The following is a 17185-nucleotide window of genomic DNA, read 5'->3' as shown; positions in this document are numbered from 1 at the left end:
CGCCCGCTCCGTGCCCTGCTCCCTGATCAACGCATCCAAAGACTCAACCCACTCGGCAGTCTCTTCCGGATCACGATCAGGCAGCTGGGAAGTCAACCCGCTAAGGATGTGTGAGGTCTCTTCTCCTGCAGCCACGTCCAACCTCTCTTCATTGAATGTCTGGGCGCTTGCACTGTGGTGCGCGCTGAACCGTGCATAGAAATTTCGTATTGTGAGAATAAAATTCTGTAATTCGAGATTAGCCATGCGTTCGTCAAGCGTCAATCTCGTCCCGCGGAGACTAGCGCCCAGGGGGTCCCGCGGCGCCCACGCTGCCGTTTGTGACCGCCGTCGGGAGCTTGGCCCTTGACCAAAGGTGACCTAGCTCATACAGTTATTTCACTATTCAATAACTAGATTCCACGATGCGAAAAGCTTCAACTCCTCTCACAGCGTCTCGGAAGCCTAGTTGCAGCACCACAAAGAAGTGGAGATCCACGATGCAATCGACTCCCCCAGTCGGCGTCACAACGGCTCCGGAGCAGACCATCCTGCCAGGCAGTTCGGTCCATCCGTCAGTAGGAAATGAAACCCTGTGCGATGTAGCGTCCGTCGCAGCGGGCCGAGACATCAGCCCCACCCTCTATAACCTCGACCTCGCCCCTACCAAGAAGGAGGGTAGGCGCTGGACCAGCTACAGCATCTTCACCCTCTGGGCCAACGACGTCCACAGCCTTGGCAACTACGCTTTTGCGATCGGCCTCTTTTCCCTTGGCCTGGGCGGGTGGCAAATCCTCGTGGCCCTGGGCATCGGCGCCGTCTTGCTGTTCACCCTCTTGACCTTCTCCGGTTTCATGGGCCAGAAGACCGGTGTTCCCTTCCCGGTCATGAGCCGGATCAGCTTCGGTATCCGGGGCGCCCAGCTGGCCAGCCTTGTCCGCGGGGCCGTGGCCATCGCCTGGTTCGGAATCCAGACGTACCTTGCCTCCGTGGTGCTCCGCGTCATGCTTGTCGCCATGTTCCCCGGGCTCAAGGACATGGACGCCAACTCGATCCTCGGCCTGTCCACCCTTGGTTGGATCGCTTTCGTATCGCTCTGGATTGTCCAGTTGGTCATTGTCAGCTTCGGCATGGAAATGATCCGAAAGTACGAGGCCTTCGCAGGCCCCATCATTCTCGCCACCATGCTGGCCATTGCCATCTGGGTCTTCGTTGAGGCCGGGGGTGCCATCCAGTGGTCCGGCATCAAGGGCCTCGAAGGCGGCGAGATGTGGCGCACGATCTTTGCCGGCGGCGCCCTCTGGGTCTCCATCTACGGCACGTTCGTCCTGAACTTCTGTGACTTCACCCGCTCCTCGGTGTCCAAGAAGTCGATTGTCCGTGGCAACTTCTGGGGCATCCCCATCAACATGCTCCTCTTCGGCGCAATCGTGGTGATCATGGCCGGCGGCCAGTACAAGATCAACGGCAAGATCATTGAAAGCCCCTCGGACATCGTGCAGAGCATCCCCAACACGCTCTTCCTGGTCCTGGCTTGCCTCGCTTTGCTGATCCTGACCATCGCGGTCAACTTGATGGCGAACTTCGTGGCACCCGTTTACGCCCTGACCAACCTCTTCCCCAAGCACCTGAACTTCCGCAAGGCAGCCTGGGTCAGCGGTACCATCGGCCTGATCATCCTGCCGTGGAACCTCTACAACAACCCCCTCGTGATCGTGTACTTCCTGGGCGGACTCGGCGCGCTGCTCGGCCCGCTGTTCGGCGTCGTCATGGCCGACTACTGGCTTCTGCGCCGCGGCAAGGTCAACGTCCTCGATCTCTACACGGACCACCCTTCGGGCACCTACTTCTACAAGCGAGGCGTCAACCCCAGGGCGATCGCCGCCATGGTTCCGGCCGCCGTCGTCGCTATCCTTATCGCGTTCGTTCCCGCACTGGAGGCCGCGGCACCGTTCGCCTGGTTCTTCGGCGCAGGCATCGGGGCGTTGTGCTACTACTTGTTCGCGGACAAGAAGCAGCAGCACACCGACGTCTCCGGCGAGCCGATCGCCGTCGTCAGCAACCACTAATATTCAACTCACTCGCAGTTGTTGTCGTTTTCGCCCGTCAAAACGACAACAACTGCGTGGGCCCACACCGTCAGGGTTCCCTGGCCGAGCTTGCGAGGCGAGGGTGGCGGTGGGGATTAATTGGGCTATCCAGGAGGAACACATGCGCATCCTCGTCGCAAACGTCAACACCACCCAATCCATGACCGACTCCATCGCAGCCCAGGCGCGAAGCGTCGCGGCTCCCGGCACCGAGATCATCGGCATCACCCCGCGGTTCGGCGCCGATTCGTGCGAGGGGAACTTTGAAAGCTACCTCGCGGCGATCGCCGTGATGGACCGCGTGGTCAACTACCCCGAACCGTTCGACGCCGTCATCCAGGCCGGCTACGGCGAGCACGGACGCGAAGGACTCCAGGAGCTCCTCGACGTTCCGGTGGTCGACATCACCGAGGCCGCGGCCAGCACCGCGATGTTCCTCGGGCACAAATACTCCGTGGTCACCACGTTGGACCGCGCGGTCCCGCTCATCGAGGACCGCCTCAAGCTTGCCGGCCTCGACGACCGCTGTGCATCCGTCCGCGCGAGCGGCATGGCAGTGCTGGAACTCGAGGAGTACCCGGAACGCGCAGTCGAGGCCATCGTGGAACAGGCCGAACGAGCCGTGCGTGACGACAAGGCCGAGGTCATCGTCCTCGGCTGCGGCGGCATGGCAGGACTCGACGAACAGATCCGCCAACGCTGCGGCGTTCCGGTGGTGGACGGCGTGGCCGCAGCCGTGACCATCGCCGAATCGCTCGTCCGCCTGGGACTGTCCACGTCCAAGGTCCGGACCTACGCCACACCGCGCCCCAAGACCGTCATAGGCTGGCCCCTGATCACAACGGACACGACGACGGCGGATGCTCCCGCCGCGCACTAGCCCGACAAACAGGAGAACCGCGTGAGCGAAACCATCCCCACCCGGCCCCGGGTGGCCGTCGTCACCGGAGCCGGCTCCGGAATCGGGCGGGCGGTTGCCCGCCTTCTGTTGGCCGACGGCTACCGCGTTGCCCTCGCCGGACGGCGGGAAGCGCAGCTTCTCGAGACTGCCGACGGCCACCCCGAGGCGCTTGCGGTGCCGTGCGATGTGACAGTGCCCGACGACGTCGCGCGCCTTTTCGCTGCAGCCCGCCAGCTCTGGGGGAGGGTTGATGTCCTATTCAACAATGCTGGCATCTTCGGTCCTTCCGGCGGTGTGGACGAGATCAGCGTGGCCGATTGGAATGCCACGCTGTCCGTCAATGTCACAGGATCCATGCTGTGCGCTGCAGAGGCTGTGCGGACCATGAAGGCGCAGGAGCCACAGGGCGGACGCATCATCAACAACGGCTCCATCTCCGCCCATTCGCCGCGGCCATTGTCCGTCGCGTACACGGTGAGCAAGCACGCCATGAGTGGTCTGACCAAGAGCATCGAGCTGGACGGGCGTCCGTTCGGAATTACCTGCGGGCAGATCGATATCGGCAACACCCGCACCGAAATCATGGACACCATCGGCGTGGGCTCGGGGGCGCTCCAGGCCGATGGAAGCAGGCGTGTGGAGCCCATGTTTCCCGTGGAGGACGCCGCCCGCGCCGTGCTGATGATGGCGAACATGCCAGCGTCGGCCAACGTTGGATCCGTGGTGGTGACCGCCGCGGGGATGCCGTTCGTGGGCCGCGGCTAGAAAATCGACCAGCCCGTGCGGGTGGTGAACTCGTCGAGGGCGGCAACGCCCGCGAGTGAATTCCCGGATCGTCCCAGGCCGGGGCTCCAGACGCAGATGGTGCATTTGTTGGGTACTACTGCCACAATGCCGCCACCCACTCCGCTCTTTCCAGGGAGTCCTACGCGGTAGGCGAATTCGCCGGCGGCGTCGTAGGTGCCGCACGTGAGCATCACGGCGTTGATTCTCTTGGTCTGGGACGGGGACAGCAGCGGTGTGCCGTTCCCGAGCAGCCCGTTGTTGGCCAGGAACCTGCTCGCCAGGGCCAAGTCGGTGCAGCTCATTTCCAGGGCGCACTGGCTGATGTAAGCCTCGAGGACCGATTCCACGGGGTTTTCCAGGTTCCCGTAGCTGGCCAGGAAGTGTGCCAGCGAGGCATTGCGGTGGCTGTTGGCTGCCTCCGACGCTGCCACTTCGGGGTCCGTATCGACGGAGTCGTTACCGCTTTCTTGGCGGAGCAATTCCCGGACGGGAGATGGCGAGCTGCCCGCGATGCTGAGCAGCCTGTCCGTGACAACAAGGGCGCCGGCGTTGATGAACGGATTCCGCGGAATTCCGTCCTCATGTTCCAGCTGCACCAAGGAATTGAATGGATTGCCTGAAGGCTCCCTGAACACGCGCTTCCAGATCCGGTCGCCATCGCCAGCGAGCACGAGGGCGAGGGCGTAGACCTTCGAAATGCTTTGGATGGAGAAGGGCACGTCGGCGTCTCCGGAGGAGAACACGTCGCCGTTGGCGGTTGCCATGGAAATGCCGAATTGCTTGGCATCCACCGCGGCCAGGCTCGGGATGTAGTCGGCAGGTGCTCCTTGGCCGAGCAAGGGCCGGACCGTGCCGACAATGTCGTCAAGGAGATTCTGGAGGTCCATGCTACTCAGTTCCGTCCTTCGGAGTGGGTCCACAGCCTGAGCTGAAGATGTGCGAGCAGCCGTTGCTCTGCGGACTGGAGGTCGATGCCCGCCACTTCGCACGCACGCCTCAGGCGGTAATGCACCGTATTCCGGTGGACGGCCAGTTCCTCTGCGCACCGGTTCACATCGCCGAAGAATTCAAGGTAGGTCAACAGCGTTGTGGCGAACTCGGGGTATCGCTTGCACAACAGGGTGATGCCCTGGTGCCGAAGGTCGGTCCTTGACGCCAGAAGCTCCAGCAGTTCCTTCGTCAAAACAGTTGTTTCCACGTCGGCGTAGGACGCCACATGGATTGAGGGTGTGCTTTTCAGGACCTTCAGTACACTGCGGACATGCTCCAGGGTGCCATGCAATGCGTCGAGGCGTTCGACGACGGGTCCGACGGCGGCCTGCACCTGGCAGTGCAGGTGGACCCTTGCGTCCCGGACAATGAGGTTGATGAGGCGGTTGATGGCCGGCGGGGACTTCACTGGGTCAAGATCGGGAAGAATCATGGCTATTTCCAGGCCGATGGCTCCCACCACAGCACCTGGTCGGTAGGCCGCCGCATGGATCGAAGCCACATTCGCCAACTCGCCGCGCCGCAGTTGTAGGCCCGCCGCGGACTCGTCGTCGCCTTTGGCGGAAATCAGGACGAGGGCCGCCGGCTTGGATGGATCGATGCCCGCGGACTGTGCCTGGGAGTGGATCTGCGGAGTGCCGCTGAGCAGGCTGGAGATCCTGTCGCGCCGCAGTGCCTGGGACTGTTCGTTGCGGTGCCGGACCAGTTCTATCGCCGCGTGCCGTGCAGCTCCGACCATGAGCTTGTCCGTGTTGGGAGCGAGGGGTTCCTTCCCTTCTTGAAGCCAGATGTACCCCAGGATCCGGTTGCCCGCGTGGATCCCGATGGCCACCCGTTCCCGTAGGCCTTCCGTCGGGTTGGCTTCCATGTGGATGGGAGCTTCGGCCGCTTGCAGGTGCTTATAGACCCCGGACTCTTTCAACAGTTTTTGGTAGCGTTCGGGTCCACGTCGGGCCAGGATGGAGAGCCTGCGTAGTTCATCGACGTCGTTGGAGGCCGGTGAATACGCCAGGACGCGGTTTGCGGGATCCTCAATGACGACGTGGCCGTTGGTCAGGGTGGCGGTGGTCTGGGCGATCGCAAAAAGATCCCGGTGGATGATCGTGGACGCGTCCGTGGAAAGTGCCGGCTCCTGGATGCGGTCCTTGGCGATACTCTCCAGCGTGCCCCAGCTCATTGCGGGAGACACGGCAATCAGGCCGATTCCGGTGGGAAGCAGCATTTCCCGGACGGCGTCCAGTTCCTCCTCGCTCCCTTTGACCGCGACGGCGGCGGGGTAGTCCGGAATCAGCTTCCGGATGCTCGGCAATGCCGCGCGACCCCGGACTCCGATCAGCAAGACCAAGCTCCCGCGTTGGACGGCCGTCTCGTCCTCGGCGTCCACGATCACGGTTTCACGAACCGTGCCATTGTCCATTCCGGGAGGAACCAGCAGCTGCCCGTTGTCGACGCCGATGTCTTCAAGTATGTCGCTGAGCATGGCGCCAATGACATGCTCGGCAGATTCAAGGGGTGCCACCCGTATTCACTTCCTCTAAGCGGCTTAGCCGCGCTCACAGCCATGAACATTACTCGCACTCAGGCGGAACGGAGTTGTTATTCGCGCACAACGGGGATCCGGCGAATTTAGCTGGCCAGACAGTTCCTTCCCTTCCGCTGGAACCTAGAGTTGTTTTCCGTCCCCCCGCTGACGATCCAGCAGTGCAGCTGTGATCCAACACTCAAGCCGGGGGACAAGTTCTGGAGCATGCAGCCGCACCCGCGGAACCGGAGTCAAAGGAGACCCCTGGAATGAAACGCACACTGAACTCGCCTGCGCCAAGCCCGATCGCCGGGGCTCGGATTGCCGGGCTTGATCCCGCTGATTCGCTGGAAAACAACCGGGAGCTTCTTGGCGACCGTTCAACCTCGGCGCAGGACTTTTCGAGCGAGGAGGCCGGGTACCACAAGACGCTCAAGCCGCGGCAGATCCAAATGATAGCCATCGGTGGAGCGATCGGAACGGGCCTTTTCATGGGGGCAGGTGGCCGATTGAACGGTTCCGGCCCAGCCTTGATCTTCGTCTACGCCCTTTGCGGGTTCTTTGCGTTCCTGATTCTGCGCGCCCTCGGCGAACTGGTTCTCCACAGGCCATCCTCGGGTTCGTTCGTGTCCTATGCCAGGGAGTTCTATGGCGAGAAGATGGCCTATGCGGCCGGCTGGCTCTACTTCCTCAACTGGGCCATGACGTCGATTGTCGATGTCACGGCCGTGGCGCTTTACGTCAAGTTCTGGGGACAATTCTGGGAGCCGCTGCAAACAATCCCGCAATGGCTTATCGCCCTTTGCGCCCTTGTCATTGTGCTGGCCCTGAACCTCGTCTCCGTGAAGATCTTCGGCGAGATGGAATTCTGGTTCGCCCTGATCAAGGTGACCGCGCTGGTAGCCTTCCTCGTCGTCGGGGTCTGCTTCATCGTCTTTGGTGGGAAGACCGACATCGGCGTTCCAGGGCTGGGCGTGATCCTGGACCACGGCGGAGCTTTCCCGACCGGTGCCGTAGCGCCCTTGCTGGCGATCAGCGGCGTCGTGTTCGCGTATGCCGCGATTGAACTTGTTGGTACGGCTGCAGGCGAAACTGCCAATCCGGAAAGGGTGATGCCGAAGGCCGTCAACACGGTCGTCTTCCGGATTGCGCTCTTCTATGTCGGTTCCGTGGTGCTGCTCTCGCTGCTCTTGCCGTTCACGGCGTACAAATCCGGCGAATCGCCCTTCGTCACCTTCTTTTCCCATCTCGGAGATCCCCATGCCGCGGCCGTTTCGGCATCGGTGATGAACTTCGTTGTCCTGACAGCCGCCTTGTCGAGCCTCAACGCCGGCCTCTATTCCACGGGCCGGATCTTGAGGTCGATGGCGGTCAATGGCTCCGCGCCACAGTTCACCGCCAGGATGAGCAAATCGGGGGTGCCTTATGGCGGCATCCTGCTGACAGCCGTGATCACTCTGCTTGGCGTCGGCCTGAATGCCCTCGTGCCGTCCCAAGTGTTCGAGATCGTTCTCGAGGTCTCTGCGATCGGGATCATCGGCGGCTGGGCAACCATCATCCTGTGCCACATCAAGCTTCAGGCCTGGGTCAGGCTCGGCAAGGCCGTTCGTCCGTCATTCCGGCTCTTCGGAGCCCCCTTCACTTCATACCTCACGCTCGCCTTCCTCGCCTTCGTTCTTGTCACGATGGGCTTCTCGGAGACGGGGCGCTGGGTCCTCGCTTCCCTTCTGCTCCTGATACCCCTCCTCATTGCTGGCTGGTTCGCTTGCCGCAAACGCATCCTGGAGGCAGCCGAGGCCCGGCGCGGCCACACTGGCGACCTTCCCGTCGTCGCCGGTTCCTTCTCCCAGGGCGGCCAACGCTCCTGATGCACAACGAATTGATGGAAAGCGGAACCACTTTGCCCGGCATCACGCCCCGAAACAACAGCGCCACCCTGACGACGGAAACCACTCCGAGCAAGCGAAGCCACGTGAACAGCCAACCTCCAAGGCAGGACATCCAGACGCCCAGCAGCGCGTGGCGTTCGCGCGCTGACGCGTGGGAGTTTCTCGGGTACGCGTTCAAGCAGCTGGCAAAGGGAGGACAGGGAATGCAGTCGCTCTCCGGACTGCAGGATCAAGCCGTCCAGGCGCTGCGCCTTCTTCAGGCCATGGAACTGTATTGGGCGGCGCCGGGGCTCGCCGCGTTGGCGCCGTTACTAAACTGCATGGATTCGGGCGATTACGACGCCGGATTGGGCATGATCCGCGGAATGGCGCACCTGATGCCTTCCGCCGGTCCGGGACCAGTAGGTCCGCGTCCAGCCAGCCCGGGACCGGTCAGCCCGGACCGGGTCGGCCAAGAACCAGGGCAGTCCGGGGCGGAGCGCTCTATTTCGGGTGTCCCGGAAGACGGCCGGGAGCGGCGGCCGGCGGGGGAGCGTCCCCGGTTCGATGTCCTGTTTGTCGACGACATGACTGAACAAGAAGCCGAAGCGCTGAAAGCGGAATTGCTGGCCCAGCGGAGGCCGTCCGATGCCTTCACCTATGAACTCATCGTGGTTCCCAGCTACGAGGATGCGCTGGTTGCCTTGGTCCTGAACCCAGCCATCCAAGCGTGCATTCTCCGCCCGGGATTCAGCATCGCCAGCAGCCAGCCGCTTGGCCGCGACCTGAGGAAATACCTTGCCGGCCTCGTGGGCACTGACCTTGCGGGCATGCCACCGCTGGGCAGGTTCCTCAGCCTTGCCGAGCAGATCTCCGAGTTGCGCCCCGAACTGGACGTGTACCTGGTAGCCGGTGTGGCCATGGAGAGCCTCGCGGGCTCACTGACGAAGCGGTTCCGGAGGATTTTCCGCAGGCAGGACAATCTCGACCTGCATCTGTCGCTGTTGTCGGGTGTTGCCGAGCGGTACCGGACTCCGTTTTTCACCGCACTGCAGGAATACAGCCGGCGCCCGGCCAGCGTCTTCCACGCCTTGCCGATCTCCCGCGGTGGCTCGGTGGGCAATTCGCCCTGGATCCGCGACATGGCCGATTTCTACGGCATGAACCTCCTCTTGGCCGAGACGTCCGCGACGTCGGGAGGCCTCGATTCGCTGTTGGATCCGCACGGATCGATCAAGGAGGCCCAAGACTTGGCGGCGCGGGCTTTCGGTTCCCAGAAAACCTTCTTCGTCACCAATGGAACATCCACCGCCAACAAGATCGTCCATCAGTCCATCCTTGCTCCAGGGGATGTGGTCCTCGTCGACCGCAACTGCCACAAATCCCATCACTACGCTTTCGTCCTCGCGGGAGCCCGGGTTTCCTACTTGGACGCCTACCCGCTGGACAAGTTCGCCTTCTACGGTGCCGTGCCCTTGGCCACGATCAAGGCCCGGTTGCTGGCCTACCGACGTGCCGGGCGCTTGGATGAAGTCAAGTTGATCACTTTGACCAACTGCACCTTCGACGGCATCGTCTATGACGTAGAACGCGTCATGGAAGAATGCCTGGCCATCAAACCGGACCTCGTCTTCCTTTGGGACGAGGCCTGGTTCGCCTTCGCCCGGTCCCACCCCGTCTTTCGGCGCAGGACGGCCATGGCCGCGGCGAGGAAGCTTGAGGCCTCATTCAGTGATCCCGGCTATGCCGCCAGGCACGCCGAACAAGCGGCATCTCTCCACGATCGAGTGACGGGTGCGCCCGCCGACGATGAACTCTGGCTGAAGACCCGGCTTATTCCGGATCCAGCGAAAGCGCGGCTGCGCGTCTACGCCACGCAGTCCACCCACAAGACCCTCACCTCGCTACGTCAGGGATCCATGATCCATGTCTTCGACCAAGACTTCAGCGAGCATAACCAAGAGTCATTTCGCGAAGCATATATGACCCACACCTCCACGTCGCCCAATTACCAGATCCTTGCTTCGCTCGACATCGGCCGCCGCCAGGTGGAGCTTGAGGGTTTCGGCCTGGTGCAGAAACAGGCGGACCTGGCAACCATCGTTGCCCAGGCAGTGGCCCGTCACCCCCTGCTGAAGAAATACTTCCGGGTCCTCACGTCGAGGGACCTCATTGCGGCACCCTATCGGGAAACCGGCAGTGCCATGCCGCTCCGGGATGGGCTGGCGGCACTGGCGGACGCCTGGCTGCACGACGAGTTCGTCGTCGACCCCAGCCGCCTCACGCTGGACATCAGCCGGACAGGGATCGACGGCGATACTTTCCGGCACCGGTACCTCGCCGACAAGCACGGCATCCAAGTCAACAAGACGTCACGTAACACCGTGCTGTTCATGACCAACATCGGCACCTCCCGCAGCGCTGTCGCCTACCTGATCGAAGTCCTCGTCAAGCTGGCAGAGTCCTTCGAAGAGGAACGGCCGGCGCGGAAAACGGCAGACGAAGGTCTCGCCGCGGGGCTCACGGGAACCACTCCGCCGTTGCCCGATTTCAGCAGCTTCGCGGACCGCTACCGGCGCGATCCGCTCAGTCCTGATGGGGACATCCGTGCCGCCTATTTCGAGAGCTACAAGGATGGATCAACCACCTACCTGTCCGCGGGAGACCTCAAGGCCAGGATCGCGGAAGGCGAGGAAGTTGTTTCGGCCGGATTCGTCACCCCTTACCCTCCGGGCTTCCCCATCCTGGTCCCGGGCCAGGTCATCACCAGCCAGGCGCTGGAGTTCATGGAGGCTCTCGATACGCGGGAAGTCCACGGCTTCGACCCACTTCGTGGGTTCAGGATCTTCACGGACAAGGCGGGCGAGGAAGCGCAGCGCTGATTCTCAGATTCCACATTGTGAAATTTGAATTCCCCCTTGTGGAATGGTGTGATCGGGATTACATTGAATTCATCCCCGAAAATCGGGGCTGTTCCCAAACTGATTGGTTCAGATCAATGAAGTTCCCAGACTCTGCGGCGCTGAAGGCGAGTTCGGCCCCGCGGAAGAAGAAGCCACTGTACAAGTCGCTCTTCTTCCAAATTCTGATCGCCGTCGTCGCAGGTGTACTCATCGGCCATTTTTGGCCGAACATTGGGTCCGCCCTCCGGCCACTGGGCGATGGTTTCATCCAACTCATCAAAATGATCATCGCTCCGCTGATCTTCCTCGTGATCGTCACGGGTATCTCGGCGGTGGGCGACGTCAAGGCGGTCGGAAGGGTCGGGGTCAAGGCCCTCCTATACTTCACCGGCGCCACGCTTTTCGCACTGGTCTTCGGGCTGATCGTGGGAAACCTCGTGCAGCCCGGCGCCGGACTGCACATCGATCCGAGCACCCTCTCCCAGGACGCGCTGAACGCGAAGACCGGGACTGCGCCGCCCAAGGATGCGGCTTCCTTCCTCCTGGACATCATTCCCACCTCTGTGATCGGCGCGTTCGCCAGCAACAGCCTGCTCCAGGTCCTGTTCTTCTCGGTCTTCTTCGGCGCGGCAATCGTCGTCATCGGACGCGAGCGGTGCCTCCCGGTCATCAGCCTCATGGAAACCGTCCTGGAACTGATCTTCAAGATCATGTCCTGGATCATGAAAGTGGCGCCCATCGGTGCCTTCGGCGCCATGGCGTTCATCATCGGCCAGTACGGACTCGATACCCTCGGGACCTATGCGCTCCTCATCGCCTCCTGTTACGGGGCGGCCATCGTCTTCATCGGCCTGCTGTTCCTCGTCGCCTGGAGCTTCGCCCGGGTGCCGCTCTGGCAGTTCCTGAAGTACACGCGTGAGGAATTCCTCCTCGCGCTGGGCACGGCATCCACCGAGGCGGTCATGCCCCGGATCATGACCAAGCTGACCAACGCCGGTTGCTCCCGGGCCACCACCGGCCTGGTTGTTCCCACGGGCTACTCCTTCAACCTCGACGGCGCCGCGATCTACCTTTCGATCTCGCTGTTGTTCCTGGCCCAGGCCTTCGGCCACCACCTTGACCTCGGCCAGCAGTTGGCGGCCCTGGGTGTCCTGCTCCTGACGTCCAAAGGCATGGCGGGCGTCCCGGGCTCGTCGTTCCTGGCTCTCTCGGCCACGGCCGCCGCACTGGGTATCTTCCCGGTTGCCGGCGTCGCGCTGCTCCTGGGTGCCGACCGGCTCATGGACTCCATGCGCGTCGTCGTCAACCTGCTTGGCAACTGTGTGGCTACGTTTGTCGTAGCGAAATGGGAGGGCCAGTTCGACCGTTCGGTCATGGTCCGCGCCTTCAACGGTGAAATCACCAACGAGGATTCCGCCATCATGCTCGGAGCCGAAGACGTCTTCGAAGAACAGGAAATCGAGCGCCTCAGCGAAGGACGCGAGCCTTCGCCGAAGTTCCGGGGCGGCCCGAACCCCGACGCGATACCGCAGTTCGAAATGATCAAACCGGGCCAACACCGGAGCCCCTCGGTCAGTCCGGACTAGGCACCACGCACCATTCCAGTTGATCGCCCCACGGCCCCGCCGTGGGGCGATCGGTTACTTAAGAACTTGCGAAAAGCGGCAGCAGCTCCGACAAATCGGCGCGCAGGCCCGACGCGGCTACCCGGCCGGCGTCGACGGCGGCGGACCACGCCAAGCGGCCGGTGACCATCGCGAGCCAGGTGGCGGCGTCGCACTCTATGACATTCGGTGGGGTGCCACGCGTGTGCCGGGGGCCCTCCACGCACTGGGTCACACCGAACGGCGGCACCCTGACTTCCACGGAGTTACCTGGGGCTCGTGCGGTGAGTTCTTCCAGCGAGTAACGCACCGCGGTGGCCACCACTGTGCGCGACGGCGGCGTCCCCGGACCCGTTTCCGGTCCGGCAGTGCCCTGCCCGACGGCGGCCTGCCATGCGGCCAGTGCCGCGCGGCCTTCCTCGAGGCCGATCCGGCGTCGTGCAATTGCCATTGTTCGCAGTTCCAATCAGTCCAGAAGCGCCGAAACGGCGTGGCCCAGGCGGATCCTGCCCACAGAGTGGCCACCGCCGAGGACGGGCTCAACGACCTTTTCGAGGACGCTTGAAACGCCAGGAATGTCGACGGCGCCGGCAACCGCGAGAAGCGTGAGTCCAACCAGGGTGGCCGCGCGGGGATTCCCGTCCAGGATCTTCACTGCGACAGAGGCACCTGTGGGGGTTGCCAGGACCAGGACCCCTTCCGCACCGCCCTTGGCAAGCACTTCGAGTTCGTCCATGACGATGGTGTTCGCCTCGCCGCGGCCCTGCACTGCCCACGGGTAGTCCAACATGGACGTGGCGATGGTTGCCGCGCGGGCGTTGGAGCTCTGGTCCCGCGGGGCTTGGGCCAGGCGCGAGTAGGCCCGTGCCAGCCCGGTCAGGGAGAGCGCGGCCACTGGTGCCCCGCAGCCATCGATGCCGAGGTGGGCGATTTTCTCGCCGCTGTATTCCTCGATAACGGTCCGCACGCGGTGCTGCAAGGGATGGTTGGGCTCCAGGTAACTGTGCGTGTCCCAGCCGTTCTCGGTGCAGGCCCAGAGGAAAGCCGCGTGCTTGCCTGAACAATTGGAAGCCAACCTGGACTTGCCGTGCTCGGAACGGATCAACCAGTTGCGCGCGACTTCGTCCTGTGGCCATACCGACGGGCACTGCAGTTGTTCTTCACGGACGCCTGCGGCTTTGAGCATGCCTTCCACCACGTCCATGTGATCCAGCGAGCCCACGTGGCTGGCGCAGGCCAAAGCCACCTGGGCGCCTCGGAGCGGAACCCCCGACTGCATCGAAGCCAGGGCTTGGAAAGGCTTGAGCGCAGAGCGGGCATAGATGGGCGTGCTGATGTCGCCGAGTTGGGTCACCACGGATCCGTCACCGGAAAGCACCACTGCGGAACCGATATGGCGCGATTCGATGAAGCCGCTGCGTTCGATCACTGCCAGTTCGACGGCGGACTCAACGCTAAAGGTTTCACGCGAACTCAAGGGCATGATGCAAGTCTAGGGTGAAGGAACGGTCTTCCCCGGCTACTCCACGGTCACCATAACGGACTGCCATCCCGAGGCGCCGTCAGGCACGGGATCCGCCCGCTTTTCGGTCTGCAATTCGCCCGTTCCATCCGTGGCACGGACCTTGATGTAGTGGGGTCCCGGAGTGGCGTCCCACGTGAAGGACCACTGCCTCCACGTGACAACAGATGCCTCCGCGGCAAGGGTGGCTTCGGACCAAGGGCCGTTGTCTATCTGGACCTCCACGTTCTTGATGCCGCGGGTCTGGGCCCAGGCCGTGCCACCCAAGGCAACCTTGCCAGCTGGCACCTTGGCGAAGGACTTGGGAACTTCCAGCCGGGCCATGGTCTTGATGGGACCCCGCTCGGACCAGCCCCGGCTGGTCCAATAGGCCTTGCTGTCCGCGAATCGGGTCACTTCCAGGTCCACCACCCATTTGGTCGCCGAGACGAAACCGTAAAGACCGGGAACCACCATGCGCACGGGGTAGCCGTGTTCCAGCGGGAGGGGTTCGCCGTTCATGCCGATGGCCAGGATGGCATCCCTGCCGTCCTGAAGCATCTCCAGCGGAGTGGAGGCGCTGAAGCCGTCGATCGAGGTGGAGAGGACCATGTCCGCTCCGGGTTTGGGCCGGGCTTGTTTCAGCGCGTCACGGATGGGCATGCCCAACCACTTGGCGTTGCCGGCCAGGTTTCCGCCCACGGGGTTGGACACGCACGTGAGCGAGACGTGGGTTTCGATCAGTTGGGCGTCGAGCAGGTCTTGAAAGCTCAACCGGACCTCTTGTTCCACCATCCCGTGGATCCGGAGCTCCCATTCCTGGGCGTTGATCTCCGGCACGCTCAAGGCGGTGTCGATCCTGTAGAAGTCTTTGGACGGGGTGAGCCAGGGGGTGACTCCCGGCGTCGGGGACTGGACGCCCGCGGGAACGGGGGCAGCAGCCCCGGCGGGAGCGGGGAGTTTCAAGGAATCCCGTGCCTTGGCCACATTGCTGCGCGCGGCACTCAGGAACCGGCCGCCGCCTGCTGTGATGGCCGCTGCGGCAACGGTGACACCGGTAGCGGCGAAGAAGGTCCGGCGCGTCGTGGCTGGGCGCTCGATGCCTTTGGCCGCGGTGTCGGCAGGGGCGTCGGGGAACGAGTTCAGCCTCCAAAGCCGGGCCACCAAGAACCGAAGGACAATGAGTCCAGCCACGGTGCCGATTAGGCTTGGAATGGAATCCGCGGGCTTCACGCCGGCCCGGGTCACCACGGCAGCCACAATCACCGCGCCCATTCCGAGCACGCCCAACACACCCAAGGCCCAATTGCGGAAGGCCACGACACCCAGCACGCAAGCCAGCGCGAAGATGGTCAGGCCCATTCCCACAAACAGCGCGGCTTTGTCATTGGTGCCGAACGTGGTGACGGCGAAGTCCTTCATCCACGGCGGCGTGAAGTCGATGAAGGTTGACCCCAGCGCAATCACAGGAGTTGCCCGGGCCGTAAAGAAGGCGCCGATCAGTTCCGCAACGGAAAGTACGACGGCGGCAGCGGCCACCCCGGCCAGTGCAGCCAATGCGGCGGGTCCCCTGAGCCAGTTCCTGAGCTTCTTCATGCAGGTTGTTCGTAGCCGGAGGCCCCCGAGATGGGGTGGACATGCTCCCTTCTGGCTCATGCTCAAAGGTGCGCATGTCCAATGGTGGAGACAGCTTAGGAGTCCTGCCCCCGCACAAAGTACCCTTGAAGACTGTGAAGGTACTCGTCATTGGCCCCGGCGGCCGCGAACACGCAATTGTCCGCTCCTTGCTCAAGGATCCCAACGTTTCCGAGGTCCACGCGGCTCCGGGAAACGCCGGCATCGCCAAGCTGGTCCCCACGTACGCGATCGACGGGAACAACCCCGGCGCCGTCGCAGCGCTTGCGACAAAGCTTGCGGTTGACCTGGTTGTGGTCGGCCCCGAAGCCCCACTCGCGGCGGGCGTATCCGACGCCGTCCGCGAAACCGGCATTCCGGTCTTCGGCCCCAGCAAGGCCGCGGCGCAGCTCGAAGCCTCCAAAGCGTTCGCCAAGGAAGTCATGGCCGAGGCCGGCGTGCCCACCGCCATGGCCCGCGTGGCAACAAACGCCGCAGAGGCTGCTGACGCACTGGACACTTTCGGCGCTCCGCATGTGGTCAAGGATGACGGACTGGCCGCCGGCAAGGGCGTCGTGGTCACCAATGACCGCGAGGAAGCTCTCGCCCACGCGCAGGCTTGTTTCGACGCTGGCGGAACCGTGGTGATCGAGGAGTTCCTGGACGGACCCGAAGTCTCCCTGTTCGTGCTCTGCGACGGCCGCACCACCGTGCCGCTGTCCCCGGCACAGGACTTCAAGCGGATTTTCGATAATGACGAAGGGCCCAACACCGGCGGCATGGGCGCCTACACCCCCCTCGACTGGGCACCTGTTGGCCTGGTCCAGGAAGTCATCGACCGCGTTGCGCAGCCCACCGTGGACGAGATGGCCAGCCGCGGAACTCCGTTCGTCGGCGTCCTTTACTGCGGCCTGGCACTGACTTCCCGCGGGACGCGCGTCATCGAATTCAACGTCCGCTTCGGCGATCCTGAAACGCAAGCGGTCCTGGCCCGGCTCAAGACCCCGCTCGGCGCACTCCTGTTGGCAGCCGCCAAGGGCGAACTGGACCAGGCCGAAGAGCTGCGCTGGTCGAAGGAGTCGGCCGTCGCCGTCGTCGTCGCCGCCGAAAACTACCCGGACACCCCCCGCACGGGAGACCGCATCCGCGGCTTGAACAAGGTGGACGCGCTGGAAGGCGTCCACGTCATCCACGCCGGTACCAAACTGGACGAAGAAGGCCGGATTGTCTCCGCCGGCGGCCGCGTACTGGCTGTTGTCGCGCTGGGAACGGACCTCGTGGAGGCGCGCGAGCGGGCTTACGACGGCGTGGAGCTGGTCCAGCTCGACGGCGGACAGTTCCGAACCGATATCGCCGGCAAGGCAGCCCGTGGCGAGATCCACGTGGTCTCCCCGGCCACCGGCTCCATCCCGAATGTGAAGGCCTGA

Annotated in this window: 12 protein-coding genes; 7 read left to right on the top strand and 5 right to left on the bottom strand. The window is 63.3% G+C overall.

From position 1 onward, the window contains the following. Positions 1-479: 479 nt before the first annotated feature. The 3 genes from AB4068_RS08460 (at position 480) to AB4068_RS08450 (ending at position 3735) form a co-directional block, all read left to right on the top strand. On the top strand, positions 480-2048 hold the full coding sequence (locus AB4068_RS08460) for an NCS1 family nucleobase:cation symporter-1 (RefSeq protein WP_307055798.1): 1569 nt from the start codon (positions 480-482) through the stop codon (positions 2046-2048). A gap of 142 nt (positions 2049-2190) precedes the next feature. Continuing rightward, positions 2191-2949, top strand: a complete 759-nt coding sequence (locus AB4068_RS08455) for an aspartate/glutamate racemase family protein (protein WP_441433141.1) — start codon at positions 2191-2193, stop codon at positions 2947-2949. A gap of 21 nt (positions 2950-2970) precedes the next feature. Continuing rightward, positions 2971-3735 (top strand): SDR family oxidoreductase, encoded by a 765-nt coding sequence (locus tag AB4068_RS08450; RefSeq protein WP_441433140.1) that lies wholly within the window; start codon positions 2971-2973, stop codon positions 3733-3735. On the opposite strand, the gene AB4068_RS08445 is transcribed toward AB4068_RS08450, so the two are convergent. Both AB4068_RS08445 and AB4068_RS08440 read right to left on the bottom strand, forming a co-directional pair. After that, a complete protein-coding gene (locus AB4068_RS08445; protein WP_332603434.1) occupies positions 3732-4643 on the bottom strand; it encodes a glutaminase in 912 nt (303 codons plus the stop codon). The two genes, AB4068_RS08450 and AB4068_RS08445, sit on opposite strands and share 4 nt — an antisense overlap. A 5-nt stretch (positions 4644-4648) precedes the next feature. Then, entirely contained in the window at positions 4649-6265 is a 1617-nt protein-coding gene (locus tag AB4068_RS08440) for a PucR family transcriptional regulator (protein WP_441433139.1), read from the bottom strand. Between the two features lie 272 nt (positions 6266-6537). On the opposite strand from AB4068_RS08440, the gene AB4068_RS08435 reads away from it, so the two are divergent. The 3 genes from AB4068_RS08435 to AB4068_RS08425 all read left to right on the top strand — a co-directional run bounded on the left by AB4068_RS08435 (position 6538) and on the right by AB4068_RS08425 (position 12625). Continuing rightward, positions 6538-8136 (top strand): amino acid permease, encoded by a 1599-nt coding sequence (locus AB4068_RS08435; RefSeq protein ID WP_441433138.1) that lies wholly within the window; start codon positions 6538-6540, stop codon positions 8134-8136. A 14-nt stretch (positions 8137-8150) separates the two neighbouring features. Continuing rightward, on the top strand, positions 8151-11018 hold the full coding sequence (locus tag AB4068_RS08430) for an aminotransferase class I/II-fold pyridoxal phosphate-dependent enzyme (protein WP_441433137.1): 2868 nt from the start codon (positions 8151-8153) through the stop codon (positions 11016-11018). 116 nt (positions 11019-11134) lie between these two features. Beyond that, a complete protein-coding gene (locus AB4068_RS08425) occupies positions 11135-12625 on the top strand; it encodes a cation:dicarboxylate symporter family transporter (RefSeq protein ID WP_441433136.1) in 1491 nt (496 codons plus the stop codon). A gap of 58 nt (positions 12626-12683) precedes the next feature. Here the strand turns inward: AB4068_RS08425 and AB4068_RS08420 are convergent, their stop codons facing one another. Genes AB4068_RS08420 through AB4068_RS08410 form a run of 3 tightly spaced genes read right to left on the bottom strand, consistent with a single transcriptional unit; the run spans position 12684 to position 15740 of the window. Continuing rightward, positions 12684-13094 (bottom strand): sterol carrier family protein, encoded by a 411-nt coding sequence (locus tag AB4068_RS08420; RefSeq protein WP_441433135.1) that lies wholly within the window; start codon positions 13092-13094, stop codon positions 12684-12686. Positions 13095-13109: 15 nt separating this feature from the next. Then, positions 13110-14126 (bottom strand): asparaginase, encoded by a 1017-nt coding sequence (locus tag AB4068_RS08415; protein ID WP_441433134.1) that lies wholly within the window; start codon positions 14124-14126, stop codon positions 13110-13112. Between the two features lie 36 nt (positions 14127-14162). Then, entirely contained in the window at positions 14163-15740 is a 1578-nt protein-coding gene (locus AB4068_RS08410) for a molybdopterin-dependent oxidoreductase (protein WP_441433133.1), read from the bottom strand. A 134-nt stretch (positions 15741-15874) separates the two neighbouring features. Here AB4068_RS08410 and purD point away from each other — a divergent pair, with 134 nt between their 5' ends. Beyond that, positions 15875-17185: a phosphoribosylamine--glycine ligase gene (purD, locus tag AB4068_RS08405; RefSeq protein ID WP_306959347.1), complete on the top strand. Its 1311-nt coding sequence runs from the start codon at positions 15875-15877 to the stop codon at positions 17183-17185.

Origin of the sequence: Arthrobacter sp. 2RAF22 (assembly GCF_052115325.1) — a bacterium.
Taxonomy (GTDB): domain Bacteria; phylum Actinomycetota; class Actinomycetes; order Actinomycetales; family Micrococcaceae; genus Arthrobacter.
Note: the sequence above shows the minus strand (reverse complement) of the source record. Positions and strands in the feature narration are given on the sequence as shown.